Origin of the sequence: Streptomyces sp. NPDC001796, from assembly GCF_042892355.1 — a bacterium.
GTDB lineage: Bacteria > Actinomycetota > Actinomycetes > Streptomycetales > Streptomycetaceae > Streptomyces.
On the sequence record NZ_JBIAUC010000002.1, the window covers coordinates 422,583 to 435,095 of the forward strand.

Here is a 12,513-nt window from a genome sequence, read left to right on the forward strand (position 1 = left end):
TTCTCTGTGGGGAACCGACGAAATGCGCTGGTCAGGCGCTAGCCGAGGGCAACGGAGATCATTTCCCGGGAAAAGACTGATCATTTCCCACCATGCAGGTCCCATGACCTCCCGCTCAGCTCAGGCAGATGCCTCGGGCTCGCGTACCTCTTCGATCAGGGCCGACAGACTCTTGGTGGCATTACCGAGGGGTACAGGCGCTGCCTTCGGTGGATGCTCAGCCCAGTGCATTCAGGAAGACAGCGCCGTGTCCTGGTTGGGAAAATCTCCGCTTCCGGAGGCTCGCCCGCCACTGTTCGATGCGGCGGATCAGTCCACAGGGAGCGGGCTCGCGCCCCGTGCCTGCCCTCCGGTGGCGACTGCCCAAGGGGGCTGACGCCCTGGCGTAGCGGCCTTCAACGATCGGAGAAGCAGCTGACGCAGCATCCGGAATGGTTCTCCAGTGGATCAGAGGTCGAGGACCAGGCGGTCGCCTTTGGCTCGGGAGACGCAGATCATCATGGTGTCGCCTGCGGCGCGCTCCTGGTCGTCCAGGACCGAGTCGCGGTGGTCGATCTGTCCGGACAGCACCTTCGTCTCGCAGGTTCCGCAGATTCCCTCCTCGCAGGAGGTCATCACCGGCACACCGGCAGCTTCGACGGCCTCAAGAATGGACATGTCCTCAGAGACGAGCAGTTTCTTGCCGGACTGGGCCAGCTCGACCTCGAAGCTGCCCTGCGGCCCGGCCGTGACATCCTGTTTCGGGGCGAAGCGCTCCAGGTGCAGAGATCCGCTCGGCCACTTCTCGCAGCCGGCCTCGACCGCCGCGAGCAGCGGTTCCGGGCCGCAGCTGTAGACGGCTGTCTTCCGTTGCGGCTTGCCGAGCAGCGAGGGAAGGTCCAGCAGCCCGTATTCGTCCTGGGGCCGCAGGCTGACCCGGTCTCCGTAGGCCCGCTGCAGAGTCTCACCGAATGCCATCGACGCTCGGGTGCGGCCCCCGTAGACGAGGCGCCAGTCGGCGCGGGTGGCGTTGACGGCTGCGACCATGGGCAGGATGGGGGTGATCCCGATTCCGCCTGCGATGAACAGGTAGTTTTTGGCTTTCACGAGCGGAAAGTGGTTGCGTGGCCCGCGGATGCGTACCGACTCACCTTCGGTGAGCACGTCGTGCACGTAGCTCGACCCGCCGCGACTTTCCGGTTCACGCAGCACCGCGACCTGAAGACAGGACCGGTCCCCCGGGTCCCCGCACAGTGAATACTGCCGGACCAGGTCGACTCGCAGTACCAGATCGATGTGGGCTCCTGGCTGCCATTCCGGCAGCGGACGGCCTTCCGGGTCGCGCAAGGTCAGCAGCACGACACCTTCGGCCATCGTTTCCTTGCGTTCCAACACGAGGTCGAGTTCGGCTTCGGCGCTAAGTGTGCTCATGATCGCCCTTCCATTTCTTGCGGTGATGATTCGGTGATGCGTCCTTTTCTGAGCGATCAGGACGGGAAGCAGCGACCGAAGTCGCGCAGGAGTCGGGGTGAGCCCTGCAGCTTGATCTGCCGGCGCACCAGTGCCCACGTCAGCAGTGATGGCTTGCTGAGGAATCGCAGCCAGGTGCGCGTGTCGGCGGTGATCCTGAGATCCGGCTCACCGTGGTGTCCGTCGGTGACATCGAGTGCGCGGTCGCGGATGATCACGGTGATCTGCCTGGACTCGTCGCCGGTGAAGGTGAAGTGATAGGTGGCGGACATGTCCTTGGCCTGTTCGCGCTGAAAGATCAGCGGCAGGCCCTCCACCAGACCGTCGATGCTGTTCGCGCGCAGGCTCATCGCGACATGCTTCGTGCGCTTGTTGGGGAACCGGTCGGCCACGTGCTGTTCGGCGTCGGAACCCGGGACGACGTAGACGGTCTCTTCCTTGTCCAGCAGTGGGCGCACGACCTGGGTCAGATGTGCCTTGCGATCGTCCAGCCAGGGGCCGATGACGTCCTCGCCGGCCGGGCAGACCGACATGCAGTAGGCGGCTTTGTAATTGGCGCCGAAGGAGAGGCTTTGCCACATGGACGCGCTCTCACTGTCGCTCACTCGCGAACGGTAGTCGTGGGCGTCACGGCTTTCGGCGACCTGTTCGGCCCAGTCGCCGAAGCCACCCATGAACTCGCGGTAGTTGTGTGTGTAGCAGGCGGAGAAGTTGAAGTGACCGTCGGAGGCGATCGCCCCGGTCGGGCAAGCTGTCACGCACAGCTTGCATTCCAGGCATGGGTTGTACTCGATGGGCCGGGTGTATTCGCTGACCTCGGCGTCAGTGAGGATGGTGCCCAGCAGGATGAAGTTGCCGAATTTGGGGTGGATGACGTTGCGGTGGATTCCCATCTTGCCGAGCCCGGCAGCCACGGCAACCGGCTTGTGCGAGACGACCCATGTTTTCCTGGGGAACTTGTCCATCTCCATCGGAAAACCCATCGCGGGGTTGAGGGCGCGCACGCCCATCGCCTCCAGCTTGCCCACCACTTGCCGGCCGACCTCGTTGGAGTGGTCGCCGGTGTGATGGAATTCCAGGTTGGCGACCGAGCGCGAGGGAGTGCGGATGTTCTCCCGGTTCATTCGGGTCACGAAGCTGATCAGCACTCGGACACCCGGCAGCGCGGCTTCCAGGTCTGCTCGCTGGTCGGCGATTTCCGGTCGGTCGATCTCGACGAAACCGACGTCGTCCGCACCCGCGTCGAGACAGAGCTGCCGCAGCCGGGACGCGTCCAGTGGCTCGGCGGGCCGGGTGACGCCGCGGTCGTGCTGCCGGCGGACTTTGACGACGGTGGGATGGTCGTCGAGCTTGTTCTTGCTGGCCATCGTGCGTCCTTTCCTGTTTCTAACCTGGTGTCAGGTGTGCAGTGACCGCTTGTGCGACGGTGTCGCGCACCTTGGTATGGGTGGGGGTCGGCAGGCCGCGTTCGGCGGCGAGTTCGGCCAGGGAGGTCATCCGGACGCCGGGCAGGGCACAGGCGGTGAAGGTGGTGTAGACGCTCAGGTCGGGGTCGATGTTGAGGGCGAAGCCGTGGCTGGAGACGCTCCCGCTGATGCGCATGCCGATCGAGGCGAGTTTGCGGTGATCGGGGGTCCATACGCCCGCCAGGCTCTCGGACCCCGGCGGCGTCTCGCGTCGGACCGCTGGGAAACCGAGGCTGTCCAGTGCGTCGATGAGCGCCTGCTCGACACGGCGGATCAGGCCACGGGGGCCGAGCTCGCGCACGTTGAGCACGAGGTAGCCGATGAGCTGGCCGGGGCCGTGGTAGGTGGCATGTCCGCCGCGGTCTGTCTGCACCAGGTCGATGGGTGAAGCCGCGTCGGGCAGTTGGTCGTTCGGCGTCCGGGCGGTGTAGGTGATCACCGCAGGGTGCGTGAGCAGGAAGAGCCGGTTGGCGGCGAGTCCCTGTTTGCGCTCCTCAACCCAGCGGGCCATGTCCGTCTGCGCCGCCGCGTAGGGTATTTCTCCCAAATCGACGCGTTCCAACTGCCGGTGTGACGGTTGTTCACCCACGGATCTCGGCGCCATCACCCCTCGTCCCCTCCCTCATGACCGCGGTTCGACCGCTCGGCGACTCGGCCAGTCGCCAGCATCTGGATACTCGGATGGTTCTGCAGCGCCCACCGCACGGTCTTCGGCGCGCGCCCGAGCAGGGTTTCCAATTGGTCGGTGACGCCGCGGTATCCGCCGCCGCCGACCAGCCGGGCGAGGGTCTTTATGTGCTCCGCGGTGTGCGGAAACTCGGCCAGGGCGGGGTCCACGTAGGTCTCGTTCCAGGTTTCGACCTCTTCGGGCACGGCGGTGACCTGGCGTCCCAGCACGGCCCCGAAGTCCTCCGCGAACCCGTGCATGTCCTTCAGTTCCGGACCGGTGAGCTCGTAGATCTTCGAGATGTGCGGCGCCGGGTCGGCCAGGATCTTCGCGCACGCCTCTGCCACGTCGTAGCCCGCGACGGGCGGGAAGCGGTGGTTACCGAAGGGCAGGCGCAGTTCACCGTCGCTCAGCGGGGCCAGGGCCAGCCAGGTCATCAAGGGGTTCTCGACGAATATGGCCGCCCGTATGTTGACGGTCGGGAGGCCGGACCACTCCAGCACCCGCTCGGCGACCCAATGGGCGCGCTGCTGCGGCGACCAGTCGGCGACGAGTCCGCCGAGCCACGCACGCCGTTCCTCGACCGGCGCGGTCATCTTCTCGAACGTCATGAACGACTGCTCGTACTCGGACATGTTGACGAAGACCTCGATGTCGCCCTGGGCACGCGCCGCCGCGGCCATCAGGCTGACGGCGTCGGTGTAGTACGGCGACAGGCTCATGCTGAAGTAGATGCGCCGGACGCCCTTCAGCGCGGCTGTCACGTCGGCGATGGTGAGCAGGTCTCCGACGAAGACCTCGGCCCCGGCCTGGCGGAGCGACTGCGCGCGTTCGTCGTCCTGCCGTACGAACGCCCGCACCGGATGCCCTTGGTCGAGCAGCATGTCGACGATCGTTCGGCTCACTCCGCCGATATGGCCGGCGGCTCCGGTGATCAGGATGGGATGGCGCTCTGACATCGTGATTCCTCTGTCTGGTTGGGGTGTGAGTCAGCTGGATGGGAAGGCCACGAGATGTGGCCGGCGATCGTTTTGGGTCGCTTCGGTCGCCTGGGGCGTCTATGCCGTCGCTCGGCGAGGTGGCGGGCCAGGGTCTCGGTCGGACTCGTGGAGGTGACCGGGCCCGTCGGAAGCGGTCGATGACGGTGAAGCCGCCTGGCTCGATGGCCGTCTCCACGCGTGTCTTGGGCCCTCTGCCCACCGGACTGTGCCGGCCAGGCGGATTCTGCGCAGTGTCATCGGGGTGCGGGGCCGTCGATGTGGGCGAGGAAGTCCAGGAGCGCTGCGTTGGTCTCCGCGGGACGCTCCTGCTGCGTCCAGTGCCCACAGCCCTCAAGGACCACCACGTCGTGCAGGTGCGGGACAGCGCTCAGCGGGTTGTCCGGCCCGCCCTCGCCTCGGAGGATCTCGCCCATCGAGGGGCCCCCGTCCGGGCTGCGGAACGAGGTGACCATGTCGCGGTCTCCCACCACGTACAGCGCGGGAACGTCGATCCCACGCCCCCGGAATGCGGCGAGCAGTTCGTTGTTGCGCTCGATGTTCCGGTACCAGTTGAAGGCTCCGGTGAACGCCTGCTCGCCATGGAGAGCGAAGTCCTCGGCGTACGCCTGGATGTCCTCCTCGGTCAGCCAGGCCGGCAGGTCGGGCGACTCCGGCATGGTGTCCAGTAGGCCCAGACCGTCGGGTATGACCAACGGGCGGGGCTCCCTGCCGAGCGGGTTGTCACCCGAGGCACCGACCAGGAGGCGGCGGAAGGATTCCGGGATGTCCTTGGCGAACTCGGCGTCGGCGACTCCCGGCTGCTGGAAGTACACCTGGTAGAAGCCCTCGCCGTACTGGGCGCGGGTGATGGAGGGCGGGACCATCCCCCCGGGCAGGATCGGCGGGACACTGAGCCCGGCCACCGCACGGACCTTGTCGGGACGCAGCATCGCCGCGGTCCAGGCAACCGGTGCGCCCCAGTCGTGACCCACGACGACCGCCTGCTCCTCGCCGAGTTCCTCGATCAGGGCGATCACGTCGCCGACGAGGTGGAGCAGGGTGTACGAGGTGACGTCCGGCGGCTGCTCGCTGCGGGCATAGCCGCGCTGGTCCGGGGCGACGACCCGGTACCCGGCCGCTGCCAGCGCCCCGAACTGGTGACGCCAGGAGTACCAGCTCTCCGGCCAGCCGTGCAGCAGCAGGACCAGCGGCCCCTGCCCCTGCTCGGCGATGTGCAGCCTGATCCCGTTCACGTCGACGAAGCGGTGGGTGAGCGAACTTTCCATGAGAATTTCCTCGGATTCGGTGAGGGCGTGCTACTTGTTCAACTGCGGGTAGAGGGCCTCCAGATCGGCGGACAGCTGCGACTTGACCCAGCGGGTGGTGTCGTCGGCCAGCACCTCGTGGGCGCCCGCCTCGATGCCGTCGAGGGCGGCCACGGCGATGTCGCGGGGGTCGGCCTTGGGTGCGTCGATGTCCGAGGTCATGTCGGTGTCCACGTAGGCCATGTGGAGTCCGGTCACCGCGATGCCGCGCGGCTGCAACTCCAGACGCAGGGAGTTGGTCTGCGACCACAGGGCGGCCTTGGAGGCGCCGTAGGGCGTGCCGTCGGCCAGCCAGGACAGGGCGGAATGGACGTTGAGGATATGACCCCCGCCATTGCGCTCGATGATCGGCACGAAGGCCCGGGTGACCAGCAGCGGGCCGTAGAAGTTGGTCTCCACGTCACGGCGCACCTCCTCCATCGGGGAGTCGAGGTACGAGGCGCGGACCGAGGCGCCGGCGTTGTTGATCAGGATGGTGACGTCCTGGGCCTGCTCGGCGGCGGCCGTCACGGATGCGGGGTCGGTGACCTCAAGAGCCAGCGGAACGGCACCGGGGTGCGTCACCGTGCGCGGGTCACGCGCCGTGGCGTAGACCTTGCCGGCCCCGCGCCCGTAGAGCTCCTCGACCAGCATCTTGCCGATGCCCCGGCCGCCCCCGGTGACAAGGACAGTGGCGCCTTCGATTGCTGTCACGACTACCTCCACAAGCTGGAAACCGATCGGTTTCTCTTACAGTAAACCGATCGGTTTCCTCGTGCAAGTCGGGTCATAGTCGTATGAAACGCGTCAGCAGCCATGAGGGAGCGATGACCACACCCGGAGTCCGGCGGAGAGACTGAGGGGTGCCCTGTCGTACGGCTCGGCGTCGCCGGGATGCCCCGCCGGCGGCTTTACGGGCCCACCCGAGTCGGCGATCAGGGGCGACCACCTTCCGGCGGCGCAGGGAAATCAGGGGCGGCAGCCACTCGGGCCGCCGTGACGGCCCCGGCAGCGACGGGGGACTCACGGCGCGAGGTCACGACTGCAGGGATCGGTTCACCGGTTGGCCCACCGCCTCAGGTGACTGATCGGTGAAGTAGCCGCGTGTCCCTGGCTTCGTTCATCTCCATGCTGGCGCAGGGCCTCCGTCCCGGTGATGACCTCGAGCAACTGGCCGGCGTCGTGCCTGCGCATCGTGTCCTGGTAGGCCTGGATCAGATGAGTGGCCTCGAGCCTGGCCAGCTCCAGCGTGTCGGCGCTGCGCTTGAGCCGGGGAAGCAGCGCCACGTCCGGGGGAGCGGCCCGGAACAACCGGGGTGTGCCGTCCGTATGACTCGCGAGGCCTTTGAGGGCCAGTGAGTCGGGAATGCGCGCCGCGTCCGCGTCGGTCAGACCCGCGCGCCGGGCCAGGTCCTCCGTGGTGGCCCGGCCGGACGTGACGAGCAGCCGGTAGACGGACTCCTCCTCGTGCGAGACACCGGCGACCTCCAGCACCACCGACGCCTCCCGGTTCCTGGGCTTCAACGGTTGAATACCGGACTACATGGGAGGTGTGGCACAAGGGGCCGTCGATGCGGCCGGCCCGGACGGGACATGCCGCGACGGCGCGCCGCCCCGCCCCGGCGGGCCCGCGCCGGCGGCCATGAGGCAGCGGGGGCTACGCCGCCTCCACGGTGTCCATCTCGAACCACACCGTCTTCCCCCGGCCGCTCGGCGAGTTCCCCCAGGAGGAAGCCAGGGCGGACACGATCACCAGCCCCCGTCCTCCCTCCGCCTTGTCCTCGTCGGGACCGAGATCCACGAGCATGGCGGGGTGGGAGTCACTGTCCCGTACCTCCACCCGGAGATGGTCCGGGTACCTGCGCAGACACAGGTCGACGTCGCTGTCCCCGTGGACGAGCGCGTTGGTGACGACCTCCGACGCCAGCACCTCGGCGGAATCGGACAGTTCGGCCAGATGCCAGTTGTCCAGGGACGCGGTGAGGAAATGCCGGGCGCGCCGGACGCCCTGGTAGTCGTGGCGGTGCAGGTGCAGCCGTCTGATGTACTCCTTCACCTCCACCGAGGGGCCTTCGTACCGCAGCAGCAGAAGCGCGGCGTCGTCCGCCCGCGGGGTCCCCCCGACACCGGAGCCCATCAGCCGGTCACCGAGCAGTTCCAGCTCGTTCCCGGAGGCCGCGACAGCCGCTTCCAGCGTCTCCCGGGTCAGTTCGCCACCCCTGCCGGACAGCCCGTCCGTGTACAGAACCAGCAGCGTCCCCGGTTCCAGAGTGAGGATGCCGGCCTGATACGACGGACTCGCCTCGACTCCCAGCGGGACGCCGATGTCGGCGACGGCCGCCGGATACGCGCCGTCAGCGGTTCGGATGACCGGGCGCGGATGACCAGCGCTGACGATCTGGGCCGTGCCGGTGTCGGGGTCGAGCCAGACGCAGCAGCACGTCGCGAAGTGATCCGTCTCCAAGTCGACCATCAGGCGATTCGCGCGATGCAGCACCGTGCTCGGGTCGTGGCCCTCCAGCGCATAGCTGCGTACCGCACTGCTGAGCTGCCCCATCACGACGGCTGCCGCGGTGTTGTGGCCCTCGACGTCGCCGACCACGGCGGCCACGCCGCCGGAGGGGAGCGTGATCACGTCGTACCAGTCGCCGCCCAGCTCGATCGCGCCACTGGGCGGCTCGTACCGGCTCGTGGTCACCACACCCGCGAGCTGGGGAAGCATCCGAGGCAGCAGGGCCTGCTGCAACTTCTGCGCCAACGCGTGGCCGGCGTCGTACAGCTGGGTGCGTTCGAGTGTCTGGCCGAGCAGCGTCGACAGAGTGGGCAGGGGCGACAGGTGCGTGGCCACCGGGCGCTGCTCCGGTGCGAGCCCGATCGAGCACGTGCCCAGTGCGTGGTCGCCCGCCAGCAGCGGGAGCACGACCCACACGTATTCGTCACGGCCGTCCCCTGTCAGGCGGCCCTGCCCGGACGGCCGGCCCCGCTCTCCGGCCTCGTGGATGATCTGCTGCTTGTGTGCGATGGCCTCGGTTTCCGGGGACTTCGTGCTGACAGAGATTCCGTTGACGGCTTTCAGGTACTCCTTCGAGCAGCCCGACGCGCCCACCACATGGAGCCGATCGCCCTCGATCAGGCTGATGGCCACCGCTCGGGCGCCGAGTCCGGACATCAGGCGCTCGATCGTCCGCGCCACCGCGTCCCTCGTATGCACGACCGACATCAGGGAAACGGCCAGCTTGTGCAGGTGAAAGATGAAGGGTGCGCTCCACTCTCCTTCCATCGGGGCGGCCTGGCCGGTCTCCGCAGCGGCACCGCTCTCAGGAGAGACGACCAGCGGAAGCTTCGGAGGAGACAGAGAGACACCGCGGTGGGCAAGGCGGTCCAACTCGAACGAAAGATGTCGGGCTGCTCGGCGCAGGTAGTCCGTCTCCTCCGTCGACGGCTCCTGAACGTCGCGCGGCAAGAACACCACCAGCACACCGAACCGCCGCGCTCCTGCCGCCAGCGGTGCGGCGGCCACGAGGTGCGGAGCAGCCGCGTAGACCCCGAAATCGAGATGCTGTGCCGCTATGTCGTAGGCGCGGTCCGTGCAGATCCGCCCCGTTCGATGGGCCCGGACGGAGGGAAGGGTCAGGTCGTCGAGGGGCAGACGCTCGGGTGCGATCAGGCCCAAGGGCGAGGCGACGACCACCGCGGCCGCCAACACCTGATCCCCGGGCGCCGCGAGATAGACGGAGGCGGCCGACGCGTGCAGGTCGCGCATGCAACGGCGAGCCACCGACACGAACAGGTCGTCGCGGCCCGCCGCGTCGGTTGTGCTGCCGGCGCCGGACGACGGCTGAGAAGGGGATGCCGGAGACCGCATGTCATTCGCCCCAGTGCTTCGCAACACCTTCGTTCACGGTACTACGGGCCATACCGCCGGGCCTGCCGGCGTTGGACAGAGGGTCGAGCGGTGTCCGGTCGAGTCGGGCGGTGTCCGGTCGCGCGGTGTCAGCCGCGCGGGTCGGTCGTGCTGCGCAGTGTGTCGAGGACCGAGGCGTACATGCGTGCCTTGACTGCGACTACCGCTCCCGGGTCACCGATTCAGAAGGCGCCTCCATGTGGCAGAGCCTGGCCTCTCCTCCCGACTGCAAGTCCGGCTACTGCGTGGCCGTCTGCCCTGCCGGCGAGGACGTCCTGGGCCCGTACCTGGACGACCGCAAGACCTTCATGGACACCATGCTGCGACCGCTCCAGGACATCGAGTTTGAATATGGAAACCGATCGGTTTACGATGAAAGTGAAACCGCCCGGTTTCCCGTGTCGATGATGCCCTGAACGTGATCTAGGAGCCATCGCCCACGGCAGACGGTCAGGCGCGCACCGCCTCAGTCGGCCGTGCGCGCCGAGGTTTCCGAGGGACGCCGGCCTGCGATGGCACTGTCCGGTCTCCTCTCGATATGGCTGTGCTGTCGAGACCGGAGTAAGTCATGAGTGGCATTCATCCCTTCCGCGTGCTGCGGGCCAAACCTCTGTGGGTCGCCAACGGCGTCGTCACAGGTGCACTCGCGCTGCTGTTCACCGTGTTCTACGTCGGCGCGAACATCGATCCGGTCAATCACCTGACCAAGCTGCCTGTCGGCCTGGTCAACGCCGACAAGGGAGCCGCGGTCGGCGGCAAGCAGGTCAACCTCGGGGCGCAGATCACCAACTCCATCAAGAAGTCGACCGCGGGCGGGGACAAGATCGACTGGAAGTCGATGGACGAGAAGGAAATGAAGGAGGAACTCGGCAAAGGCAAGCTTTACGGCGCGCTCGTCGTGCCCGCCGACTTCACCTCCTCCACCACCGCACTGACCCGCACCGCGCCCACCGGAACCCCGGCCCGCCCGACACTGATGGTGCTCACCAACCAGTCCGCCGGTAGCCTGGGCTCCGGCCTGGCCCGGACGGCGACGACCCAGGCGGCCGAGAACGCCTCGCACCAGGTGGGCAAGGAGCTGACCGCGCAGACCGGCGCCCAGCATGCGAAGCTGCCCGCTGCGGCACGCGTCCTGCTCGCCGACCCGGCCGCCGTCACGGTCGAGGACGGCCATCCGCTCGGCTCGCACAGCGGACTGGGCATGACGGCGTTCTACTACGCGCTCACCCTGGTGGTCGTCGGCATGCTCTCCGCCAACGTCATCAGCGGGCAGGTGGACCACACCCTCGGTTACACCCACAACGACATGGGCCCGCTGCGCCGGCACCGCCCGCTGATCCGGGTCACCCGGGTGCAGACCCTCGCCATCAGCAGCACCCTCATGGTCGGCCTCTCCCTGCTGATGGGCACCCTGGTCACCGTGGGCGCGGTCGGCATCATGGGGATGGCCGCCTCCCACCTGCCGCTGCTGTGGCTGTACTCCGTGTGCGCCATCGCGGTCTCCGGGATCGGCGCGCTCACCCTCCTCGCCGTCTTCGGCACGCCCGGCATGCTGGTGGTGACGCTGGTCTTCATCGGGATGGCGGTGCCAACGGCCGGCGCCACCACCCCCATCGAGGCGCTGCCCGGCTTCTACCGCTTCCTGGCAGAGTTCGAACCGCTGCGGCAGATCACCGGCGGCGTCCGCTCGATCCTCTACTACGACGCCCAGGCCGACGCCGGTCTGACCCGGGGCTGGGTGATGATGGCCGCCGGCCTCATGGCGGCCGCGCTGTTCGGCTTCGGCGTGACGGGCTGGTACGACCGCAGGGGGCTGCACCGCATCCCCGCCGCGACGGAGCCCGAGAAGGCCGCCGCCCTGGCGTAGCGGAACTCCAACCCACCCCCGGACGGGGCCACGGTGCGTAGTGGCCCCGGTGTGCGTCACCCTGCGGGACGGCAGGCGCGCACACCATCAGGGCTCGGCGACGGTACCTTTCCCCCGGGTGCCGTCGCCGAGCCTCTGTACGGCTTTCGGGTGTCCACTACGTCGCGTAGGCAGCGCCGGCCGTCCCACCCAACCCGGAAACCGATCGGTTTATATTTCACCCGAATCGAGTTAACCTCACACTATGAGCACCGAAGTAAAGGCAAGTCCCCGAGAACGACTCCTGGAAGCGGCGGCCACACTCACCTACCGAGATGGCGTCAGTATCGGCATCGAGGCGCTGTGCAAGGCAGCGGGGGTGTCGAAACGCTCCATGTACCAGCTGTTCGAGAGCAAGGACGAGCTGCTGGCATCGAGCCTGGAGGAACGGGCTTCCGCCTTCGTGGCGACACTCCTGCCCGCGGCGGACGATGGCCGTTCACCCCGCGAGCGGATCCTGCACGTCTTCGAGCAGGTGGAACTGCAGGCGGGTGCGCCCGAGTTCCGGGGCTGCCGGTATCTGGCGGTGCAGATCGAGCTCAAGGACCGGAGTCACCCTGCGAGTCGGGTGGCCCACCGGGTCAAGGGAAACCTGACGGCCTTCTTCCGGGCCGAGGCCGAACAGGGCGGAGCGGATGATCCCGACCTGCTGGCCCGACAGCTCAGCCTGGTCTTCGACGGCGCCAGCGCCCGCGCGGGGATCGGAGCCGACAACCTCACCGGACTCATCGCCCCCACGGTGGCCACCCTGCTCGATGCGGCAGGCGTGCGCTGACGCACCACCTTTTCGAGCAGGCCCGGCGACCGATGCGCAGGGCTGACGCCGGTCTCCGGCAA

11 protein-coding genes are annotated in these 12,513 nt (G+C 67.8%); 3 read left to right on the top strand and 8 right to left on the bottom strand.

Annotated elements, in window-relative coordinates:
* Window positions 1–447: 447 nt before the first annotated feature.
* The 8 genes from ACFYZE_RS05425 to ACFYZE_RS05460 all read right to left on the bottom strand — a co-directional run bounded on the left by ACFYZE_RS05425 (window position 448) and on the right by ACFYZE_RS05460 (window position 9,629).
* Complete coding sequence (locus ACFYZE_RS05425) at window positions 448–1,410, bottom strand: PDR/VanB family oxidoreductase (RefSeq protein ID WP_388988925.1); 963 nt, start codon at window positions 1,408–1,410, stop codon at window positions 448–450.
* 56 nt (window positions 1,411–1,466) lie between these two features.
* Complete coding sequence (locus ACFYZE_RS05430) at window positions 1,467–2,816, bottom strand: SCP2 sterol-binding domain-containing protein (RefSeq protein WP_388988928.1); 1,350 nt, start codon at window positions 2,814–2,816, stop codon at window positions 1,467–1,469.
* A 19-nt stretch (window positions 2,817–2,835) separates the two neighbouring features.
* Window positions 2,836–3,462: a lipoyl(octanoyl) transferase LipB gene (gene lipB, locus ACFYZE_RS05435; RefSeq protein WP_388988930.1), complete on the bottom strand. Its 627-nt coding sequence runs from the start codon at window positions 3,460–3,462 to the stop codon at window positions 2,836–2,838.
* A gap of 56 nt (window positions 3,463–3,518) precedes the next feature.
* Entirely contained in the window at window positions 3,519–4,541 is a 1,023-nt protein-coding gene (locus ACFYZE_RS05440; RefSeq protein WP_388988933.1) for an NAD(P)H-binding protein, read from the bottom strand.
* 275 nt (window positions 4,542–4,816) lie between these two features.
* Window positions 4,817–5,848, bottom strand: a complete 1,032-nt coding sequence (locus tag ACFYZE_RS05445; protein ID WP_388988935.1) for an alpha/beta fold hydrolase — start codon at window positions 5,846–5,848, stop codon at window positions 4,817–4,819.
* 30 nt (window positions 5,849–5,878) lie between these two features.
* Window positions 5,879–6,580: an SDR family oxidoreductase gene (locus tag ACFYZE_RS05450; RefSeq protein WP_388988937.1), complete on the bottom strand. Its 702-nt coding sequence runs from the start codon at window positions 6,578–6,580 to the stop codon at window positions 5,879–5,881.
* A gap of 342 nt (window positions 6,581–6,922) precedes the next feature.
* Window positions 6,923–7,390 (bottom strand): helix-turn-helix domain-containing protein, encoded by a 468-nt coding sequence (locus tag ACFYZE_RS05455; protein WP_388988940.1) that lies wholly within the window; start codon window positions 7,388–7,390, stop codon window positions 6,923–6,925.
* Window positions 7,391–7,523: 133 nt separating this feature from the next.
* A complete protein-coding gene (locus tag ACFYZE_RS05460; protein ID WP_388988943.1) occupies window positions 7,524–9,629 on the bottom strand; it encodes a SpoIIE family protein phosphatase in 2,106 nt (701 codons plus the stop codon).
* Between the two features lie 338 nt (window positions 9,630–9,967).
* Here ACFYZE_RS05460 and ACFYZE_RS05465 point away from each other — a divergent pair, with 338 nt between their 5' ends.
* The 3 genes from ACFYZE_RS05465 to ACFYZE_RS05475 all read left to right on the top strand — a co-directional run bounded on the left by ACFYZE_RS05465 (window position 9,968) and on the right by ACFYZE_RS05475 (window position 12,451).
* Window positions 9,968–10,186, top strand: coding sequence for a hypothetical protein (locus ACFYZE_RS05465; protein ID WP_388988947.1), 219 nt, complete (start codon window positions 9,968–9,970; stop codon window positions 10,184–10,186).
* A gap of 152 nt (window positions 10,187–10,338) precedes the next feature.
* The gene (locus tag ACFYZE_RS05470; RefSeq protein WP_388988950.1) at window positions 10,339–11,637 is read left to right on the top strand and encodes an SNG1 family protein; all 1,299 of its coding nucleotides are present in this window, start codon (window positions 10,339–10,341) and stop codon (window positions 11,635–11,637) included.
* Window positions 11,638–11,881: 244 nt separating this feature from the next.
* Window positions 11,882–12,451 (top strand): TetR/AcrR family transcriptional regulator, encoded by a 570-nt coding sequence (locus ACFYZE_RS05475; protein ID WP_388988953.1) that lies wholly within the window; start codon window positions 11,882–11,884, stop codon window positions 12,449–12,451.
* Window positions 12,452–12,513 lie beyond the last annotated feature (62 nt).

What these genes read in the sequence shown, in the direction of transcription:
- ACFYZE_RS05425 (WP_388988925.1), bottom strand. Translation starts at nt 1,410, where the DNA reads ATGAGCACACTTAGCGCCGAAGCCGAACTCGACCTCGTGTTGGAACGC.
- ACFYZE_RS05430 (WP_388988928.1), bottom strand. Translation starts at nt 2,816, where the DNA reads ATGGCCAGCAAGAACAAGCTCGACGACCATCCCACCGTCGTCAAAGTC.
- ACFYZE_RS05440 (WP_388988933.1), bottom strand. Translation starts at nt 4,541, where the DNA reads ATGTCAGAGCGCCATCCCATCCTGATCACCGGAGCCGCCGGCCATATC.
- ACFYZE_RS05445 (WP_388988935.1), bottom strand. Translation starts at nt 5,848, where the DNA reads ATGGAAAGTTCGCTCACCCACCGCTTCGTCGACGTGAACGGGATCAGG.
- ACFYZE_RS05460 (WP_388988943.1), bottom strand. Translation starts at nt 9,629, where the DNA reads ATGCGCGACCTGCACGCGTCGGCCGCCTCCGTCTATCTCGCGGCGCCC.
- ACFYZE_RS05465 (WP_388988947.1), top strand. Translation starts at nt 9,968, where the DNA reads ATGTGGCAGAGCCTGGCCTCTCCTCCCGACTGCAAGTCCGGCTACTGC.
- ACFYZE_RS05470 (WP_388988950.1), top strand. Translation starts at nt 10,339, where the DNA reads ATGAGTGGCATTCATCCCTTCCGCGTGCTGCGGGCCAAACCTCTGTGG.
- ACFYZE_RS05475 (WP_388988953.1), top strand. Translation starts at nt 11,882, where the DNA reads ATGAGCACCGAAGTAAAGGCAAGTCCCCGAGAACGACTCCTGGAAGCG.